This is a genomic window from Bradyrhizobium sp. (genome assembly GCF_027451485.1).
GTDB lineage: Bacteria > Pseudomonadota > Alphaproteobacteria > Rhizobiales > Xanthobacteraceae > Bradyrhizobium.
In genome coordinates this window covers 1-18,803 of record NZ_DAIDJE010000031.1, presented here as the reverse complement: position 1 = coordinate 18,803, position 18,803 = coordinate 1, and the positions used below count along the sequence as shown (strand labels likewise).

The window sequence follows — 18,803 nt, the reverse complement described above, 5'->3', positions numbered from 1 at the left end:
TGATGAGGAGCCGCTTCCGGCAGGCGTTGCAGAAACGACGTTCGAGCGATTACTTGCGGTGGTGCGCGATGCTGACAACGCAATCACGCTCGCACCGGATCAGCAGATTGATGCGCTGAATAAGATCGCTTCCGTCGATCTCGTCTGAGCGGCCGCGACCGCCCTCCGTGGTCTTCCGGCGACCTGCCGGCGGACAGGAATTGGGGCTTCCCTGAGCGTCGAAAATCATGTACGCCTGTGTCTCAAATATGAGACGATCGAGACAAGGGGCGAGCATGAGCGTCATCAGCAACCGCTTTGCCGAGATCGGGGAGCGGCTGCGCGCCTACCGCATGGGCCGCGGATTGGCAGCCGAACAGGTGGCTGAACGGCTGGGCCTATCGCGCGCCGCGGTGTACCGGATCGAAGCCGGCGAGGTCGTCAAGATTGAAACGCTCGATCGGCTTGCCAGCGTTCTGGAAACCTCGGTCGGCTCGCTGCTCGGCCTTGGGGTGGAGTACTACGCCAACGCGACCAGCTATTTCGAGCGGATGCGGCAGATCGAGGAAAAGTCCGAACAGGTCATCGCCCACTTCCCGCCGCTGTCCTATCTCCTGACCTCGGACAGTTATGGACGCCAGCTCAAGCAGACGCTGATCGAGGCTGCACCCTCCTATGCCGAGGAGGGCAAGGACTACGAGACCGAGATCGACGCGATCATCAATGTGCTCGAGGAACGCAAGCAGGCGCGCGACCGCCGGCATCTGAGCGTCGTCAATTTCGTCAACATGCCGGAGATCGAACGCTGGCTGAAGCTCGGCCTCGTCGGCCGATTTGACCTCGCCGCAAACGAGATCATCGAGCGGCGGCTCGCTGCACGCGCCGAGGTGGAGCATCTGATCAAGCTGATCGAGCAGGAGCCGATGGGAATTCAGATCGGCCTGATTGAAGAACCGTTGCCGAACATCACCTTCCAGCTGTTCCGCACTTCGGAGCGCACCCTGCTGGGCCTCAGTCCGTTCCGACTTGGCGGCGAGTTGCCGAACATCCGTACGGGCGTTGCCATGCTGACTGCCGACGAAGAGCCGGTACGCCTCTATGAGCAGCTGGTCGACAAGCTTTGGCGCCGCGCTTACAAGGGACGTGAGGCCGCTCATCAGCTGCGCATGATCCTGGATCGGTCGGCAATGCGATTGCCGGCACGAAAGGCGTCGTGATTCAGCTTCGAGCGGCCAGCTTGGAGCGGCCGCCGTGCCGCGTCGACCAGGCGACAGGGTCGGCGAGGAAGCTCTCGATCTCAGCGCGATCCTGCTGTGAAATTTTCCCGGCCGCCGGCGAACGCAGGATGTCGGCCCAGGTGGCGAGCGGATGCAATGTCAGGCCGGCCTGCGCAAGCCTTTCAGCCGCACCGGGAAATACGCCATGATAGAATATGGTGAGCACGTGTCCGACGATAGCCCCGGCAGCGCGCAACCCCCGCGCAAAATTCAGCTTGCTGCCGCCATCCGTGGTGAGATCGTCGACCAGCAACACGTTGAGGCCGTCGACCTCGCCACCCTCAACCTGCGCGTTGCGACCGATGCCAAGTGGGCGCTTGCGGACGTAACGCATTCTCACATTGAGCCTGTCGGCGAGCCAGGCGGCAAATGGGATGCCTGCGGTTTCTGCGCCGGCGATCGCATCGATCGGGGTTTTCCTCAATATCGCATTCACATACCGGACCGCGAGCTGCGTCATCGCTTGACGTAACGCAGGATCGCCGAGGATGACACGTACGTCGACATAAACGGGGCTCGCCCAGCCGGCTGCCAGAATAAACGGCTGCTGCCGGCTCACGTGGATGGCGCCGCCTTCAAACAGGAGCCGTGCAACTTCGCTGCCGATCTCCCGTCTGATTGCGTCGTCCGTCATGGCAAGACCTCGCCGACCGACCACGGCAACCTCTCGCCGCCCTGAAACACTACGACTTCGGTATCTTCTACCGCAATTGCGGCCATCACCGGCTGCTCGCGCCGTTCGAGGGAGATCGTGCCACGGTTGAGTTCAAGACCGTAGAACATCGCACCATTCACCGAGGCAAAAGCCTCGAAGCGATCGAGCGCGCCCTCCTCGTCGAATACCTGGACGTAGGTCTGAAGTGCGGTAGCTCCGCCAAACACCCCGGCTGAACAACATTCTGCTTCCTTGGCGGTGCGACGATGGGGCGCGGTATCGGTGCCGATGAAGAAGCAGGTGTCGCCCGAGGTCGCCGCCTTGCGCAGCGCGAGACGATGTCGTTCGCGCTTGGCGACCGGCAGACAATAAAGATGCGGACGCAAGCCGCCCTGAAACAGCGAAGTGCGGTTGATGACGAGGTGATGTGGCGTAATCGTCCCGGCGGTATGCGAACGATGGGCGCGAACAATATCAACGGTCTCTGCGGTTGTGACGTGCTCGATGACGATCTTCAGGCCTTGATGCCGTTTGCGCATCGGCAACAGGCTCTGCTCCATGAACACCGCTTCACGATCGAAGATATCAACCGCCGGATCGGTGGCCTCGCCATGGATCAGGACCGGCATACCGATCTTTTCCATCCGCTCGAAGACCGGCGCAAGGGCTGGAATGTCGGTCACCCCGTGATGTGCGTTGGTGGTGGCGCCGGCCGGATAGAGTTTCGCGGCAACCCAGACGCGCTCCATAAAGCCCTTTGCGATTTCATCCGGCGACATTGCGTCAGTGAGATAGCAGGTCATTAGCGGTTGAAAATCGGACGTCGCGGCACGCGCTGCCAGAATGCGCTCGCGATAGGCCGTAGCTGCCGCGACGGTCGTGACCGGCGGCACGAGATTGGGCATGATAACGCCGCGGGCGAACTGCGCAGCGGTGAACGGCAGCACCGCCTTGAGCATCGCCCCGTCGCGCAGATGGACGTGAAAATCGTCGGGCCTGCGGATCGTGATCCTGTCGACGCGCCTGGGCGCCGCCTTTTCGAACAGTTCGGTCACGCTCATTGGATGGCCTCCTCGATCGCAGCCCGCATTACCGCGATTCCGGCGACGAAATCACCCAGATTCATTGCCTCTTTCGGGTTATGCGAGCCATTTTCGTTACGGACGAACACCAGGGCGCTTGGAATACCGGTATTGGCAAAGACCGCCGCATCGTGCCCCGCGCCGCTCGGAATCTCTTCGTCCGGCAAGCCAAGCGCCCGCGCGGATTTGCGCAGCCGCCCGACCCAATCCACATCCATCGTTGCCGGTGCAGATTCGAGGCGGCGGTCGAAAACGAACTCCACGCCGCGCTCTTCGGCAATGAGGTTACATTCGGAGCGGAACAGATCGTAGAATCCTTCGAGTGTCTCCCTGCTCTGACTACGCACCTCAAAGCTGAACGACACCTTTCCCGGAATGCGCGCGATCGCATGTTCCGCGGGATCGGTTCCGAAAACGCCCGATGTTACCACGACGTCCCGCCCACGCTCCAACAGCGTACGCCAATGCCGGTCGAGATGAGTCATCAATTCCGCCACCGCAAACACCGCGTCGTGCCTGAGCCAGCGCGGCACGGCACCGGAATGCCCGGCCTCGCCGATACATTGGACCGCCCGATGCCGTACATTGCCGCGGATGCCCGTTACGATGCCGAGCGGAAGCTCCCGCGCTAACAACACCGGCCCCTGCTCGATATGGAGTTCGATCCAGGCGGCGACCTGCCCGGCATCGAGCAGCGGCTCGCCACTTTCGATGCGCGCGACATCGGCGCCGACGGCGCGCATGCACTCTCCAAGCGTCCGGCCGTCGCGGTCAGTGACCTTCAAGTCTTCCGAGGCTAGCTTTCCAAACAGCGCGAGCGAACCCATATAGGCCTTGCCGAAACGGGAGCTCTCTTCGCCGCGCAGACCGAACAACTTGATGGTTCGCCGCGGCGTAATGTCGTCCCGCTTCAAACGCGCCAGGACGGCAAGGCCTGCAATGACGCCGGCGGCGCCGTCGAAGTTCCCGCCCTGCGGCACTGAATCCAGATGCGATCCGCAGGCGAGGAACGGCAGATCCGGTTCGCTGCCGGGAAGCGTCACCACCAGATTGGCGCCGGCGTCGCGGGCCGTTTCCAAGCCCAATTCGCGCGCCTTTGCCTCGACGATGTCGAGCGCGGCAGATTCGCGCCCGCTGTAGCTTTCGCGCGTGATGCCGACACCGTCGAACGAAGCCTGGCGCAAGGCATCAAATAATTCCACCGCCAGCGATCGATCGGCCGCGTCATCGACGAAGACATTACGGTGATGAGCACCCCGCATCGTCATGTCGGTGGACTGAGCCAGGCAAGATCCTGATCGTCGGCCTCCTCGATGACGACACCATGAACAAGCTCGGTCACGCTGCTGATCTCGCGTTGCAGACAGAACATCTCGATGCCGTCGATGATGCTGACCATCGCCGCCGGTTGAAGGAAGGTAGCGGTGCCGACCTGAACGGCGCTCGCGCCCGCGAGCATGTACTCGATTGCATCTTCAGCCGAAGAAATGCCGCCGCAGCCAATGATCGGAATTTTGACTGACTTGGCGCATTGAAACACCTGCCGCACCACGATCGGCTTGATCGCAGGCCCCGACAGTCCGCCCATGATGTTGCCGAGGCACGGCTTGAATGTCTTCAAATCAATCGCCATCGACAGAAATGTGTTGGCGACCACGACCGCATCTGCTCCGGCGCCCTCCACTGCCCGCGCAACTTCGGCGATTTCGCCGGTGTTGGGCGTCAGCTTGACCCACAGCGGCAATTTGGTGGCGGAGCGCAACTGCCGCGTTACTTTCTCGGCAGACTCCGCGCGCATCGCAAAGGCCTTGCCGTCCTCTTCGATATTCGGACAGGAAATATTCGCTTCAATGACTGAAACGCCCGGCAATGTCAGCTCGGCCGCGAGACTGGCGAATCCCTCCGCCGTCGGCGCGGAAATGCTGACCACCAAAGGCGGATCGTAGGCGGCATATTGCGGAATGATCTTCTCAATGAAGTGCGGCACGCCCTTTGAGGGAATTCCGATTGCATTGATCAGACTGCCCGGCCGTTCGACCACGCGCGGCAGCGGATTTCCAGCGCGTAGTTCCCGCGTCACCGTCTTGGTCACGAGGGCTCCGAGCCGGTTGAAGTCGATCACTTTTTCGAGCCCCTCCGCGAAGGTGCCGGAGGCCGGCATTACCGGATTGCGAAGCTTGATCCCGCCGACTTCGACGGAGAGGTCGATCGAGAAGGGGCCGATCATGGCAGCGCCTCCAACAGATCGAAGACCGGACCGTCCCAGCAGACCCTGCGATTGACGATTTCACCGGCGACGTTGAAGTCGCGTACGCAGCAGTAACAAAGGCCGATGCCGCACGCCATTTGCTGCTCCATCGCGACCTGCCCGGGCAGGCCGAACTCGATCGCAAGCCGCTGCTGCACGCGCATCAGCCGGATCGAGCCGCAGGTGAAAAAGGCATCGCATCTTCCTTCCGCGATCAGACCGCGCAGGATGCGCTCCACATTGCCCGGTCCACTCGTCTGCTCGGAATCGGTAACAGGCACGACGTCGGCGCCATGGCGCTTGAAGATATCGACGGAAACCAGAAGCTCGGGACGCCGCGCGCTCAAAATCGCGGTCACCTTGGTGCCGTTGGCTTTCGCCGCCTTGGCGAGCGGCGCCAGCGTCGCCAGTCCAGCGCCGCGGCCGATCGCCACGACGTGCCGCCATTTGGAATCGAGCGTGAAGCCTTGGCCTAGTGGCCCCATGATGTCGAGAGTACCGCCCTTCTCGATGGTATCGAGCCCCCGCGTGCCCGCGCCCGTCACCTTGTACAGGAATTCGACCCGGCGCCTGGTCCGATCGGCGCCATAAAGACTCATCGGGCGCCGAAGGAACGGCTGCTCTCCGACCGGATGCGGACAGAGCAACTGAAAAAATTGTCCCGGTCGCGCCGAGGCCGCGATCTCGCTGCAATCAACGACCAGGTGACGGTACTCGGCATTGACGGCCGTGTTGGCGACGACTTTGGCTACCTCCGCGACGATACTGGGCTTCCATGGCACAGGCGGAGGTGCAGACGGCGCTGCCGCCGGCTGCATCGTCACCGATGAATGGTCGAGTGACATAGTCCCTCTCATCCAACATCACGTCAGCCGGGCGCCACGCCGCTCGGGGATCAGAAGCCACATCGCCAACAGATCGAGTACATAGAGCGCCGCGAGCATGGCAATCGCGGTTTCGAACGAATAGGCGGATGCGATCGCGCCCACGACGACAGGGCCAAATCCGCCGACGCCGCGGCCGATATTGAAGAGCACGTTCTGGGCCGTGGCGCGCGCCGCGGTCGGAAACAATTCGCTGATCAGCGCCCCGTAGCCGCCCAGCATGCCGTTGACGAAGAACCCCATGATCGCACCGACCACGAGAAGCTCGATCGGATCGGTCAGCCGCGAATAGACCAGCACCATGACGGCCGCGCCGAACATGTAGGTAAAGAAAGCCGGCCGCCTGCCGATGCGATCGGCGATATGGCCGAACAAGAAAATGCCGAGCGCCATGCCCGCGAGCGTGGCGCAAGTCCACACTGCCGACTTCGTCAGCGCGAATCCGAAGCGGGTTGACAGGTAATTCGGCAACCAGATCATCACGCCGTAATAGCCGAAGTTCTGCACCGAGCAGAGAATGACCATGCCGAGGCTGAGTTTGGCCGTGTCGCCGTCCTTGACGAGCAATCGCAGTGACGATTCCTTTGGCCGGTCTTTCGACTTCTCGACGAACAATTCGGGCTCATGCAGCGAGACGCGAATGAAATAGGCTGCAACCGCCGGAAACACGCCGACCGCGAACATGCCGCGCCATCCGATCACCGGCAGAAGCAATGGCGTCGCGAGAGCGGCAACCAACACGCCCACCTGCCAGCCAAGACCGACATAAGAAGAAGCGCGGGCGCGCTTCGACGCCGGCCAGGCCTCCGCCACCAGCGCCATTCCGATCCCGAATTCGCCGCCAAGGCCAATGCCGGCAATGGTGCGGTAGAGCAAGAGATCCCAGTACCCTCGCGCGAACGCACAAAGGCCGGTGAACACCGCAAACAAGACGATCGTCCAAGTGAGGACGCGCACGCGCCCAAGACGGTCTGAGAGCATGCCCAAGCCGATGCCGCCGAGCACCGCGCCGATCAGCGTGGCAGTCACCAGGGATGCCGATTGCGCCTGTGTCAGACCGAGATCCGCTGCGATCGCCCGCAGCATGAATCCGAGGATAAGAAGATCGAATCCGTCCATCCCATAGCCAAGCGCCGACCCCAGCAGCGCCTTCCAGGCGTTGCTGTCGACTGCGGCCGGAACATCCTCAATGCGGTCAGCCGTGATACTCATGTGACACCCCCTCTGGCTCGAACTTGCCCGACGGCTAACAGCTTGTCACAAGCTCGTATCAATTACAATATTAGTCTAAAAAATTATACATTTCCGAAACGCTGCGCTGGATATCTCGGTTTTTACTTTGTCTCATTAATTGGATTTCGCTGCAGGCCGGCCCCTCGAAGCTCGCGCTATGAGAGCTGAATCACCCCGGCAAAGGCAGCAGGCATCATCGTTTCAGGACACGCGTGCCCAATCATCCTACTCAGTCTCGATTAGTGCCGACATACAAAAAAGGAGGCTGCCTCAGTGGGCAGCCTCCACAAACTGAACGCAATCGGGACAAATTACCACGCGACCCAGCGATCGCCTCGCCAGTATCCGCGGCCCTCGTGCTCGCGGAAAATGACCCGCGGACCAGGACGCCAATCGTCCTCGTGAACAACCACTCTCGCTCCCGGCGGATAGTCGAAATGTTCGTGCGCGTGCCAGCACACATCACCCGAGCAGGCAATTGCCGCAGACGCGCCCACGCTGGACATTGCGAGCAATCCTGCGCCCGCTGCCGCGCCGAGCAAACTCTTGCCGATCAGTGTCATCTGATACTCCTCCTCTCGAATACACCCCGCTCCTGCCAACACGAACCCGTGAGGAATCGTTCCGATGGAACCCGAACCTGGAGCAGCGCGCTAGCGAGTTGGCGTTCTCTGCCATTTTCAGCATGGCTCCGCTGGTCGGGAAAGCGGGCACTCGGTCCCAACGACTGTTCCCCTGAAGCCCACGGCCCGGTTCCCAGACGAATGAGGGCGCGACCTCAGCGAATCCCGTTCGGCTTATGCTGATCCTGGAGCGGCCGGACGCTGCGATTGGAATCCGGCATGGTGTCGCGGCCGGCATCCCCATTGGCATCGCGGCCGCCCGAGGTCGATGTGCCGCTCCCGCTGGGATTTGACCGCGCACTGCCCGTGGTCGTGTCCGATTTCGGAGCCGCTCCCGGGTTCGCCGAGCTCGCCGCCGGATCGCCCGTTATCGCTCCACGACCACTTGGATTGCCTTGCGCGTAAGCAAAGCCCGTCGAAATAGCGAGGATCGCGGACAGGAAGACCACAGGCGTGCGGAGCTTCATGGCATATGCCTTTCGATTGACCCGGGATAACCCGAGCCGGAAGGCGAATGTTCCCGACCGATAGCCCTTGCCGCTCAATCGCGGCGTGGGATCACCGCCCAATCCGCCCCTGTCATGAAGTCGACGGTCACGCGTCGGGGTGCAACACGCGGCCGCGGGTCTCCGGCAGTGCGAAGGCTGCAAGAAAGAACACGCCATAGGCGGCAGCCGAAAAGATCGCGATCGCATTGGCAAGCGTCGTCGTGGTCGAGAGAGACCCCACCAGATAAGGGAACAGCGCACCGATGCCGCGGCCGAAGTTGTAACAAAAGCCCTGACCGGAGCCGCGCAGCCGCGTGGGATAAAGCTCGGTGAGGAAGGCGCCCATGCCCGAGAAATATCCGGAGGCGAAAAAGCCCAGAGGAAAGCCGAGGACCCACAGCGCGTCATTGTTGAGCGGCAGTTGAGTGTAGAACAACACCACTACGATGGCGCCAAGCGAGAAGATCAGGAACAGATTGCGGCGGCCGAGGCGATCGGCAAGCCACGCGCCCACCAGATAGCCGATGAAGGAGCCGATGATCAAAGCCGAGAGGTAGCCGGTTGAAGAGACGATCGACAAATGGCGCTCGGTCGTCAGAAAGCGCGGCACCCAGAAGGTGACGGCATAGTAGCCGCCCTGCATTCCCGTGGCCATCAACGATGCCAGGATAGTCGTCTTCAAGATGGGAGCCGAAAAGATCTCCCACAGCGGCGGTTGCTCGCCGCTTTCCGCAAGTTTCCTTCGTGTGTCGGTGGCAATTTCCGGCTCGGTCACATAGCGCCGCAGATAGAACACGAGCAGTGCCGGCAGCGCACCGACGGCGAACATCCATCGCCATGCGATATCGCCGGGCAGCACGGAGAACAGGATCGCCTGGGCCAGAACGGCCAGGCCCCAGCCTACGGCCCAGCCGGACTGCACCGAGCCGACTGCACGGCCCCTATATTGTGGGCGAATGGCCTCGCCCATCAGCACGGCGCCCGCCGCCCATTCACCGCCGAACCCGAGGCCAAGAACGGCGCGCGCGACCAGCAGTTGGTCGAAACTCTGCACGACGGCACATATCAGCGAGAAGAATGAAAACCAGAGGATGGTGAATTGCAGCGTTCGGACCCGGCCGATCCGATCTGCAAGGTAACCTCCAAGCCATCCTCCGATCGCAGAGGAAAGCAGCGTCACCGTTCCGGCAAGACCCGCCGCTCCGGCGCCAACCTTCCAAAGCGCGATGATTGAGCCGATCACGAGCGGATAGATCATGAAGTCCATGCCGTCCAGCGCCCAACCGGCGCTGCAGGCCCAGAACGTCCGACGTTCAGCCGGGTCCATGTCGCGGTAGAACGCCAGCAGACTGGTGTCCTCGATCTCGGCCGTTTCGATCTGCTCGAGTTGCCTCGCCGTCATTGACGTTTCCTCCGAAGATTTTTTTATCGGCGCAGGAATGCCGTGCTGTGTTTCAAACCGCTTCGATAAACGGTCTTTCCTGTCGCGACAACGCCTCCCCCCGATGCACCCTCGCCGACGCGAGCGGTGGCCTGTCAGTGATCAGGCCCATCGATCGTTGTCGATCAACTCAGGTTATCACGTCGACCCCATTTTCTACGGCCGATTTCAAGATCGCCAAAACTTTCGTGTGGATGAAAGGAAAACTGCGTGGTCGCGGCGGACAAGCGCACCGGCAACTGACGCCGCATTGGACAATGGGTCGTCCAATACGCCTGCTGAGGAAGGGGCGTACTATCCGGTTAGGAGATCAGAGATGCCGCAAAACCTGGAACGCTGCAAAAAACAAGCGGTCCCGGAACTGGCGTTCCGGGACCATGCGCATTCAAAAGCTGACCTGACTGCTTAGCTGCCGGACGGGTTCAAGTTCGGGTTGTAGCCGCCCACGCGAGAAGGATCCCTCCCCGTGAAACCGAACCCTTCCAGATTCTGATACGCCTGACTTGTCGGCGGGGGTACCACAACGGCCGGCCCCACCTGATTGTACGAATGATAGAACCTCTGCAATCGCGCTTCGCGCCCATAACGCCCGTGCGGCACCGGGCCGACATATGATCCACTTGCCGCACCCACATTATCGACATTTCCGGCATCCTGGGCGAAGGCGGGACCCGCGATGGAAGCTGAGAGAATGGCCGCAGCGGTGATCGTTTTCGTCAAGTTCATTCAGTTTTCTCCGTTACTGACAGCCGACCAATCCCGCGCACCGAGCGGCGTTCCGAAGACTAAAAATAGTGATGGTTAGTAGTGCGCCCATCGCGCAAGCGTGAAAGACATGTTCATCACTGATCACCAGGAGTGATCAAGGCAGCACAACAACTTCGAGCACTCAAGAATTCAAGGACCATGTGAACGAGACCTTGTCGGGCGGAGAAGCCGATCCCGGTCGCAGCCAATACGGAACGATCTTTGTGAATGATCCCTCGCTGCGACGAGGGCGCGTCACAGGCCTGTAAAGCGGACAGTGCGTTCAGGCCGCAGGAACTGAGCGGACGGCAGATACCGATGGCCCTCCTCGGCCAGAAACTCCAGCATTGCTTGCGCGGGCGGAAGCAACATCTTGTCCGACCGGCGCACCGCATGCCATTGCCGCATGATCGGCAGGCCCGCCACATCAAGAATGACGAGCCGACCGTCAGCAAGCTCGCTCGCCACGGTGTGCAGCGAGATAAAGGCGATACCGAGCCCCGCGATCACCGACTGTTTGATGGTTTCGTTGCTGTCCATCTCCATGCCGATCTTCGGCTGGAGATCGCTGGCCTGAAAGAACTGCTCCATCAGCATCCGCGTGCCGGAGCCGCGCTCGCGCATGATGAAGGTTTCATAGGTCAAGTCGACAACCGCAAGGCCCGAGTCCTTGGCGAGCCAGTGATCAGCAGCAGCAATGATCACATGCGGATGCTCGCCCAACAGCCGCTTTTCCACCGGAACATCAGGCGGAGGCTGGCCCATGATCGCGATATCGAGATCGTAGCCCCGCAATGCCTGACGGATATCTTCGCGATTGCCGACCTTGAGCACGATGTTGATCTTCGGATGGAGTTTGGAAAACGCGGCGATCGCGAAGGGTACAAAGTATTTGGCGGTCGATACTGCGGCAATCGAAACGCGGCCGCCGCTGCGGCCTGCGATCATGTCGAGCGTCTGCTCGCAATCGACCAGCGCCGCTTCGATGCGCTCGCTCAGCGCCATAACTTCGCGGCCGGCATCGGTCAGCCGCATGCCGTCGCCAGTTCGCTGAATCAAGGGAAGGCCGGCTAGAGCTTCGAGATTGCGAAGCTGCAAGGTTACCGCCGGCTGGGTGAGGTTGAGCGAGCGCGCCGCCGCGGTGACGGAGCCCATGGTGTGCACGGCGCCGAGCGCACGCAGCTGCCGGATCGTCAGATCACGTCGAAAATGGACTGCCATGCTGACCTTTATAAGAAGGACTTTGGCCAGACCCAAGATATTGAAATTTTACTTATTGCTCAATGCCGACGTTTCATAGCGGCGACCCGCACAACGATCTCCGGCTGCGCGGGTGATCAGGCAAAGCCCCTCCTTGAAAGGGGCGCCACCGCAGGAAACGAACCAATGGACCACCAGCCCCCAACGTTGGACGCGTATCTCGGCGGCGCCGCCTCCTCCACCCTGCAGGGAGATGCTCTGGCTAAGGTGATCTCCGGCCTCGCCAAAGCGGCCGTCGAACTGGCCAACCTGATCGCAGCCGGTCCCCTCGCCGGCATCGACGGCCGCGCGAGTGGGACCAATTCGGGCGGTGACACGCAGATCGATCTGGATATCGCCGCCAACGCGCTGATGTGCCGCGCGCTGCACAATACACCTGTCGCCGCGATCGTCTCTGAAGAAGCCGAACTGCCGGAGATCCTCGATTCCGAAGCCGCGTTTTGTGTCGCCATCGATCCGCTCGATGGGTCGGCCAATCTTGCCAACAACATCTCGACGGGCACGATTTTTTCGATCCGGCCACGCATGCGCGACGCGTTGTCGGCGTTCTTCGAGCCGGGCACCACGCAGCTGGCCGCCGGATGCTTCATCTATGGCCCGCAGACGATGCTCGTGCTTGCGCTTCACCACAGCGTCGAGGTTTTCTTGCTTGATCGCGCGAGAGGCGAATTCATCCTGATCCGGCGCAAGGTCCGTATCCCCGCGCACAGCGCCGAGTTCGCCATCAACATGTCCAATCGCCGCCACTGGAACGGCGCGGTGCAGGCCTTCATCGAACAATGTCTGCTCGGCGCAACGGGCGAGCATGGCGAAGACTTCAATATGCGGTGGATCGGCTCGCTAGTCGCCGAGACATACCGCATCCTGGTGCGCGGTGGCGTATTTCTCTATCCCGCCGATGCGCGCCGCGGCTACCGCGAAGGACGGCTGCGCCTGCTGTACGAGGCGCATCCCATCGCTCTGATCATGGAATGGGCGGGCGGTGCCGCCTCGACCGGACGAGATCGCATTCTCGAACTCTCGGCCCGCATGCCACATCAGCGAACGCCGCTGATCATGGGTTCGGCCCGCGCGGTGCGCGATCTCGACCTGATGCACTTGCGGGTTCAGCCCCTGTTTGAAAGCAGCGACGCGCCGTTGTTTGCGCGCCGCGGGCTGTTTCTCTGAAGGAAGGCCAGAGCATGTCCCGACGGCACCCGATCATTTCCGTCACGGGTTCTTCCGGCGCCGGCACCACGTCGGTGAAACGGACGTTCGAGCAGATCTTCCGCCGCGAGCAGGTGAGCGCGGCTTACATCGAGGGCGACGCGTTTCATCGATACGACCGCGCCGAGATGCGCCAAAAGATGGCGGAAGAGGCCGAGCGCGGCAACAGGCACTTCAGCCACTTCAGCCCGGAGACCAATCTGTTCGAAGCACTCGAGAAAACGTTCCGCGAGTATGGCGAGTCCGGTACCGGATTGACGCGCCACTACGTGCACGACGCCGAGGAAGCGGCGCTGTACGGCGGCGAGCCGGGCACCTTCACACCCTGGGCATCCATACCCGAGGATTCCGAACTGTTGTTTTACGAAGGCCTGCACGGTGCCGTGGTGACCGAAACGGTGAATGTCGCGCAGCATGCCGACCTCAAGGTCGGCGTCGTGCCCGTCATCAACCTGGAATGGATCCAGAAGCTGCATCGCGACAGGTCGCATCGCGGCTATTCGACCGAGGCCGTCACCGACACCATCCTTCGCCGCATGCCGGACTATGTGAATTACATCTGTCCTCAGTTCACCGAGACCGACATCAATTTCCAGCGCATTCCAACGGTGGATACCTCGAACCCCTTCGTCGCCCGCTGGATCCCGACGCCCGACGAATCGATGGTGGTGATCCGCTTGAAAAATCCGCGCGGCATTGATTTCCCCTACCTGCTGTCGATGGTCCCGCACAGCTTTATGTCGCGCGCCAATTCCATTGTGATTCCCGGCTCGAAGCTCGATCTCGCGATGCAGCTCATTCTCACCCCCCTGATCATGCAGCTCATCGAACGCAAGAGGCGCTCGCTATGACCGTTCATTCCACCGCCGCGCTCGACAGCTTCCGCTCGGTGCCTTCACAGGTCGCGATGGCCAACGCGGTGCGGTTGCTTGCTGCGGACGCCGTCGAACAGGCGAAGTCGGGCCACCCCGGCATGCCCATGGGCATGGCCGACGTCGCGACCGTGCTTTTCTCCCGCTTCCTCAAATTCGATGCCGCCGATCCGCGCTGGCCGGATCGCGATCGTTTCGTGCTTTCGGCAGGTCATGGCTCGATGCTGCTTTATGCGCTGCTGTATCTGACCGGCTTTGAAACGATGACGCTGGACGAACTGAAACGCTTCCGACAGTGGGGCTCGAAGACGCCCGGCCATCCGGAATACGGTCATACCGAGGGCGTCGAGACCACCACTGGACCGCTCGGACAGGGACTAGCGACCGCCGTCGGCATGGCGCTTGCCGAGCGAATGCTGAACGCGCGTTTTGGCGACGACCTGGTCGATCACTACACCTACGTGATCGCCGGCGACGGCTGCCTGATGGAGGGATTGGGCCAGGAAGCCATCTCGCTCGCCGGTCATCTGAAGCTGTCACGCCTCATCGTACTGTTCGACGACAACCACATCACCATCGATGGCGCGACTTCATTGTCCTGCTCCGACGATCAACTGATCCGCTTCCTGGCTTCCGGCTGGTCTGTGCGACGCATCGACGGTCACGACCATGATGCGATCGCCCATGCCATCAGCGAAGAACGGGAAACCAATCGCCCCTCGCTGATCGCCTGCCGAACCGTGATCGGCTGCGGCGCCCCGACGCGCCAAGGCACCGAAAAAGTCCATGGCGCCCCTCTTGGCGGCGACGAACTCGCCAGGGCCCGCGAGGCACTTCACTGGCCGCACCCGCCCTTCGAGATTCCGGAAGAACTGCTGGCGCGGTGGCGCGCGGTCGGCGCCCGTGGCCGTATTGCCCGACATCGCTGGATGGAGCGGCTGGAACAGCGCGACGAATTCGGGCGCAAGGATTTTGACGGCGCGCTCAAGGGCGAAACCGGCTGCGACATCGATTTTGCCCTGCGCGAGATCGAATCTCGTTTTGTGAAGGAACGGCCGAAGATCGCGTCCCGCCAGGCTTCGCAACAGGTGCTGGAGGCGATCACGAAAGCTTCACCCAATTTGCTGGGTGGCTCCGCGGACCTGACGCATTCCAATCTCACGCTGACGCGCGCGCAGCAACCGGTGCGGCCCGGAGCGTTCGACGGCAATTACGTCCATTACGGCATTCGCGAGCACGCAATGGCGGCCGCGATGAATGGCATCGCGTTGCACGGCGGATTCATTCCCTACGGCGGCACCTTCCTGGCGTTTTCCGACTACAGCCGGCCAGCGATCCGTCTCGCCGCATTGATGGGCGTACGCGTCATCCATGTGATGACCCATGATTCGATCGGGCTCGGCGAAGACGGACCGACGCACCAGCCGGTCGAGCATCTCGCGTCCTTGCGCGCCATTCCGAATCTCCTCGTGTTTCGCCCGGCAGACGCCGTCGAGACGGCGCAGGCCTGGGATTGTGCCTTGCGTGCGATGCATCAGCCTTCAGTGCTGTGCCTGTCCCGCCAGGCCCTACCCCTGCTGGATCGACCATTTGCGCCGGAAAATCCGGTAGCCCGCGGCGCCTATGTGCTGGCCGAGCCTGAGCACAGGCGGGACGTGACAATAATTGCGACCGGATCGGAAGTCGCGACCGCGGTGGAAGCGGCCATGCTGCTCGGCGCGCGCGGCCTCCAAGCGGCGGTGGTGTCAGCTCCCTGCTTCGAGCTGTTCGAACGGCAGCCTGCCAAATACCGCGCCGGCGTGCTCGGCCAGGCGCCGCGGGTCGGCGTCGAAGCGGCAGTCGAGGGCCTTTGGCGCAAATGGATCGGCGAGACCGGCGAATTTGTTGGCATGACCGGCTTTGGAGCTTCGGCGCCGGCGGGCGAGCTCTATTCGCAGTTCGGCATCACGGCCGAGGCGGTGGCCGTTGCCGCCGAGCGGGCGGTCATGGAAGCAGCGTCCACGATCCCCATACCCGCCTAACGGCTGGAAGCAAACGTCTGGAGTGAAACGATGGCAAAAATCACCTTGCGGCAGTTGCTCGACGACGCGGCAGAACGCCACTACGGCGTGCCGGCTTTCAACATCAATAACATGGAACAGGGCCTCGCGATCATGGAGGCCGCGGCTGCCGTCGACGCGCCGGTGATCATTCAGGCCTCACGCGGCGCGCGTTCCTATGCCGGCGATATCATGCTGTCGCGGATGATCGACGCGCTGGTCGAGATGTTTCCGCACATCCCCCTCTGCCTGCATCAGGATCACGGCAACAGCGAAGCGACCTGCGCCACCGCGATTCAGCATGGCTTCACCTCGGTCATGATGGATGGCTCACTCAGGGCCGACGGCAAGAGTATCGCCGACTACGCTTACAACGTCGACATCACGCGCCGCGTCGTGCAGATGGCGCACTGGATCGGCGCCTCGGCCGAGGGCGAACTCGGCGTACTCGGATCGCTCGAACATGGGGCCGGTGAACAGGAGGACGGCCACGGCGCGGAAGGGGCGCTCAGCCACGATCAACTGCTGACCGATCCCGCCCAGGCCGTCGAATTCGTCCGCGCCACCGATGTGGACGCGCTCGCCATCGCGATGGGCACCTCGCATGGCGCCTACAAATTCACCCGCAAACCCGACGGCGAAATTCTTGCCATGCACGTCGTCGAGGACATTCACCGCCGGCTCCCCAACACGCATCTGGTGATGCATGGATCGTCGTCGGTGCCGCAGCCGCTCCAGGACCTGTTCAACGCCTTTGGCGGCGAGATGCCCCAGACCGGGGGCGTTCCCGTCGAGGAAATCGTGCTCGGCATCAAGCACGGGGTTCGCAAGGTCAATATCGATACCGACTGCCGCCTCGCGATGACGGCCGCCTTCCGCAAGGTGGCGCAGCAGTCGAAAAGCGAATTCGATCCGAGAAAATTCTTGAAGCCCGCCATGGACGCGTTGCGCGATCTCTGCCGCGAGCGCTTCGAGCAGTTCGGAACGGCCGGCAACGCAAGCCGGATCAGACCGATCCCGCTTGCCGAAATGGCACGTCGCTATCGCTCAGGCTCGCTCAAGAGCGAGCGCATGACGGCAGCGGCTTGATGGGCCCCGTGGTTAAAAACGCAAGGAGAGTCAAATGAAGCATGAGTCGATCACGGTGCGCGGCAAGGACCGCTACAAGTCAGGCGTCATGGAATACAAGCGCATGGGCTACTACGAGCCGGACTACGAGCCGAAGGATACCGACGTCATCGCGCTCTTCCGGGTGACGCCGCAGGATGGCGTCGATCCGACCGAGGCTTGCGCGGCGGTCGCTGGCGAATCTTCCACCGCGACCTGGACGGTGGTGTGGACCGATCGCCTGACTGCGGCCGAGAAATATCGCGCCAAGTGCTATCGCGTCGACCCTGTGCCGAATTCGCCGGGGAGCTACTTCGCCTACATCGCCTACGATCTCGATCTGTTCGAGCCGGGATCGATCGCCAACCTTTCGGCATCGATCATCGGCAACGTCTTCGGCTTCAAGCCGCTGAAGGCGCTTCGGCTCGAAGACATGCGGTTTCCGGTCGCTTACGTGAAGACGTTCCAGGGGCCGGCGACGGGGATCGTCGTCGAGCGGGAGAGGCTCGACAAGTTCGGGCGCCCCCTGCTCGGTGCGACCGTGAAGCCGAAGCTCGGGCTTTCAGGCCGCAACTACGGGCGCGTCGTGTATGAGGCGCTGAAAGGCGGTCTCGACTTCACCAAGGACGACGAAAACATCAACTCGCAACCCTTCATGCATTGGCGCGAACGCTTTCTCTACTGCATGGAGGCAGTCAATCGCTCGCAGGCCGCGACCGGGGAGATCAAGGGTACCTATCTCAACGTCACCGCGGCCACCATGGAAGACATGTACGAGCGCGCAACGTTTGCCCGTGAGCTCGGCTCCAACATCATCATGATCGACCTCGTGATCGGGTACACCGCGATCCAGTCAATGGCGAAATGGGCGCGCAGGAACGACATGATCCTGCATCTGCATCGCGCCGGCCACTCCACTTATACGAGGCAGCGGAGCCATGGTGTGTCCTTCCGCGTCATTGCCAAGTGGATGCGGCTCGCCGGCGTCGATCACATTCATGCCGGCACCGTGGTCGGCAAGCTCGAAGGCGACCCCAACACCACACGCGGCTATTACGATGTCTGCCGCGAGGACTTCAATCCCACGAGGCTCGAGCACGGCATCTTCTTCGACCAGCACTGGGCCAGCCTGAACAAGCTGATGCCGGTGGCGTCGGGCGGCATTCATGCCGGCCAGATGCATCAGCTGCTCGATCTGCTCGGCGAGGACGTGGTGCTCCAGTTCGGCGGCGGCACTATCGGCCATCCGCGCGGCATTCAGGCGGGCGCTACTGCCAACCGTGTCGCATTGGAAGCCATGATTCTCGCGCGCAACGAAGGGCGCGACTACGTGCACGAAGGTCCGGAGATCCTCGCCAAGGCCGCGCTCTCCTGCACGCCGCTGCGCGAGGCGCTCGAGGTCTGGAAGGACGTCACCTTTAATTACGAATCGACGGACTCGCCCGATTTCGTTCCCACGCCCAGCCTCGCGATGTGAAAAGGAAATTCTGCCATGCGTATCACCCAGGGATGCTTCTCGTTCCTTCCCGATCTGACCGACGAGCAGATCGGGAGCCAGGTCCAATACTGCCTCGACAACGGCTGGGCGGTAAACATCGAGTTCACCGATGACCCGCATCCCCGCAACACCTATTGGGAGATGTGGGGCCTGCCGATGTTCGA

The 18,803-nt window shown here is 62.0% G+C and carries 18 protein-coding genes; 7 read left to right on the top strand and 11 right to left on the bottom strand.

Going from position 1 to position 18,803, the window contains the following annotated elements; genetic code table 11:
• The first annotated feature begins 275 nt into the window (after positions 1-275).
• Positions 276-1,196: a helix-turn-helix transcriptional regulator gene (locus NEZ08_RS04350; RefSeq protein ID WP_298104025.1), complete on the top strand. Its 921-nt coding sequence runs from the start codon at positions 276-278 to the stop codon at positions 1,194-1,196.
• A gap of 1 nt (position 1,197) precedes the next feature.
• Here NEZ08_RS04350 and NEZ08_RS04345 read toward each other — a convergent pair whose 3' ends face one another.
• The 11 genes from NEZ08_RS04345 to NEZ08_RS04295 form a co-directional block, all read right to left on the bottom strand.
• Positions 1,198-1,890 carry an orotate phosphoribosyltransferase gene (locus NEZ08_RS04345; protein WP_298104024.1) on the bottom strand — a complete coding sequence of 231 codons (693 nt, stop codon included), beginning with the start codon at positions 1,888-1,890 and terminating at the stop codon, positions 1,198-1,200.
• On the bottom strand, positions 1,887-2,972 hold the full coding sequence (gene pyrC / locus NEZ08_RS04340) for a dihydroorotase (RefSeq protein WP_298104023.1): 1,086 nt from the start codon (positions 2,970-2,972) through the stop codon (positions 1,887-1,889). Before pyrC ends, NEZ08_RS04345 begins: the two co-directional genes overlap by 4 nt.
• Positions 2,969-4,255, bottom strand: a complete 1,287-nt coding sequence (locus NEZ08_RS04335; protein ID WP_298104021.1) for a hydantoinase/carbamoylase family amidase — start codon at positions 4,253-4,255, stop codon at positions 2,969-2,971. The genes pyrC and NEZ08_RS04335 overlap by 4 nt, the downstream gene beginning before the upstream one ends.
• 2 nt (positions 4,256-4,257) lie before the next feature.
• Entirely contained in the window at positions 4,258-5,220 is a 963-nt protein-coding gene (locus NEZ08_RS04330) for a dihydroorotate dehydrogenase (RefSeq protein ID WP_298104019.1), read from the bottom strand.
• On the bottom strand, positions 5,217-6,086 hold the full coding sequence (locus NEZ08_RS04325; RefSeq protein ID WP_298104016.1) for a dihydroorotate dehydrogenase electron transfer subunit: 870 nt from the start codon (positions 6,084-6,086) through the stop codon (positions 5,217-5,219). Before NEZ08_RS04325 ends, NEZ08_RS04330 begins: the two co-directional genes overlap by 4 nt.
• Before the next feature lie 18 nt (positions 6,087-6,104).
• A complete protein-coding gene (locus NEZ08_RS04320; RefSeq protein ID WP_298104014.1) occupies positions 6,105-7,337 on the bottom strand; it encodes an MFS transporter in 1,233 nt (410 codons plus the stop codon).
• A 332-nt stretch (positions 7,338-7,669) separates the two neighbouring features.
• Positions 7,670-7,921: a hypothetical protein gene (locus tag NEZ08_RS04315; RefSeq protein ID WP_298104011.1), complete on the bottom strand. Its 252-nt coding sequence runs from the start codon at positions 7,919-7,921 to the stop codon at positions 7,670-7,672.
• A 215-nt stretch (positions 7,922-8,136) separates the two neighbouring features.
• Positions 8,137-8,448, bottom strand: coding sequence for a hypothetical protein (locus tag NEZ08_RS04310; protein ID WP_298104008.1), 312 nt, complete (start codon positions 8,446-8,448; stop codon positions 8,137-8,139).
• Between the two features lie 127 nt (positions 8,449-8,575).
• Entirely contained in the window at positions 8,576-9,871 is a 1,296-nt protein-coding gene (locus tag NEZ08_RS04305) for an MFS transporter (protein ID WP_298104005.1), read from the bottom strand.
• A 444-nt stretch (positions 9,872-10,315) separates the two neighbouring features.
• Positions 10,316-10,636 carry a hypothetical protein gene (locus NEZ08_RS04300; RefSeq protein WP_298104002.1) on the bottom strand — a complete coding sequence of 107 codons (321 nt, stop codon included), beginning with the start codon at positions 10,634-10,636 and terminating at the stop codon, positions 10,316-10,318.
• A gap of 276 nt (positions 10,637-10,912) precedes the next feature.
• Complete coding sequence (locus NEZ08_RS04295) at positions 10,913-11,878, bottom strand: LysR family transcriptional regulator (protein WP_298103999.1); 966 nt, start codon at positions 11,876-11,878, stop codon at positions 10,913-10,915.
• On the opposite strand from NEZ08_RS04295, the gene NEZ08_RS04290 reads away from it, so the two are divergent.
• The 6 genes from NEZ08_RS04290 to NEZ08_RS04265 all read left to right on the top strand — a co-directional run.
• A complete protein-coding gene (locus tag NEZ08_RS04290; protein ID WP_298103996.1) occupies positions 11,816-13,084 on the top strand; it encodes a class 1 fructose-bisphosphatase in 1,269 nt (422 codons plus the stop codon). The two genes, NEZ08_RS04295 and NEZ08_RS04290, sit on opposite strands and share 63 nt — an antisense overlap.
• Positions 13,085-13,098: 14 nt before the next feature.
• Complete coding sequence (locus NEZ08_RS04285) at positions 13,099-13,974, top strand: phosphoribulokinase (protein ID WP_298103994.1); 876 nt, start codon at positions 13,099-13,101, stop codon at positions 13,972-13,974.
• A complete protein-coding gene (gene tkt, locus NEZ08_RS04280; RefSeq protein ID WP_298103991.1) occupies positions 13,971-16,016 on the top strand; it encodes a transketolase in 2,046 nt (681 codons plus the stop codon). The genes NEZ08_RS04285 and tkt overlap by 4 nt, the downstream gene beginning before the upstream one ends.
• 30 nt (positions 16,017-16,046) lie before the next feature.
• Positions 16,047-17,123, top strand: coding sequence for a class II fructose-bisphosphate aldolase (gene fba, locus NEZ08_RS04275; protein WP_298103989.1), 1,077 nt, complete (start codon positions 16,047-16,049; stop codon positions 17,121-17,123).
• A 34-nt stretch (positions 17,124-17,157) separates the two neighbouring features.
• Positions 17,158-18,618, top strand: a complete 1,461-nt coding sequence (locus NEZ08_RS04270) for a form I ribulose bisphosphate carboxylase large subunit (protein ID WP_298103986.1) — start codon at positions 17,158-17,160, stop codon at positions 18,616-18,618.
• A 15-nt stretch (positions 18,619-18,633) separates the two neighbouring features.
• A partial coding sequence (locus NEZ08_RS04265) for a ribulose bisphosphate carboxylase small subunit (RefSeq protein WP_298104027.1) occupies positions 18,634-18,803 on the top strand: 170 nt, incomplete at its 3' end.

Bases quoted from the DNA above. Each gene is read 5' to 3' on its own strand.
- NEZ08_RS04350 (WP_298104025.1), top strand. From the start codon at position 276: ATGAGCGTCATCAGCAACCGCTTTGCCGAGATCGGGGAGCGGCTGCGC.
- NEZ08_RS04345 (WP_298104024.1), bottom strand. From the start codon at position 1,890: ATGACGGACGACGCAATCAGACGGGAGATCGGCAGCGAAGTTGCACGG.
- pyrC (WP_298104023.1), bottom strand. From the start codon at position 2,972: ATGAGCGTGACCGAACTGTTCGAAAAGGCGGCGCCCAGGCGCGTCGAC.
- NEZ08_RS04335 (WP_298104021.1), bottom strand. From the start codon at position 4,255: ATGCGGGGTGCTCATCACCGTAATGTCTTCGTCGATGACGCGGCCGAT.
- NEZ08_RS04330 (WP_298104019.1), bottom strand. From the start codon at position 5,220: ATGATCGGCCCCTTCTCGATCGACCTCTCCGTCGAAGTCGGCGGGATC.
- NEZ08_RS04325 (WP_298104016.1), bottom strand. From the start codon at position 6,086: ATGTCACTCGACCATTCATCGGTGACGATGCAGCCGGCGGCAGCGCCG.
- NEZ08_RS04320 (WP_298104014.1), bottom strand. From the start codon at position 7,337: ATGAGTATCACGGCTGACCGCATTGAGGATGTTCCGGCCGCAGTCGAC.
- NEZ08_RS04315 (WP_298104011.1), bottom strand. From the start codon at position 7,921: ATGACACTGATCGGCAAGAGTTTGCTCGGCGCGGCAGCGGGCGCAGGA.
- NEZ08_RS04310 (WP_298104008.1), bottom strand. From the start codon at position 8,448: ATGAAGCTCCGCACGCCTGTGGTCTTCCTGTCCGCGATCCTCGCTATT.
- NEZ08_RS04305 (WP_298104005.1), bottom strand. From the start codon at position 9,871: ATGACGGCGAGGCAACTCGAGCAGATCGAAACGGCCGAGATCGAGGAC.
- NEZ08_RS04300 (WP_298104002.1), bottom strand. From the start codon at position 10,636: ATGAACTTGACGAAAACGATCACCGCTGCGGCCATTCTCTCAGCTTCC.
- NEZ08_RS04295 (WP_298103999.1), bottom strand. From the start codon at position 11,878: ATGGCAGTCCATTTTCGACGTGATCTGACGATCCGGCAGCTGCGTGCG.
- NEZ08_RS04285 (WP_298103994.1), top strand. From the start codon at position 13,099: ATGTCCCGACGGCACCCGATCATTTCCGTCACGGGTTCTTCCGGCGCC.
- tkt (WP_298103991.1), top strand. From the start codon at position 13,971: ATGACCGTTCATTCCACCGCCGCGCTCGACAGCTTCCGCTCGGTGCCT.
- fba (WP_298103989.1), top strand. From the start codon at position 16,047: ATGGCAAAAATCACCTTGCGGCAGTTGCTCGACGACGCGGCAGAACGC.
- NEZ08_RS04270 (WP_298103986.1), top strand. From the start codon at position 17,158: ATGAAGCATGAGTCGATCACGGTGCGCGGCAAGGACCGCTACAAGTCA.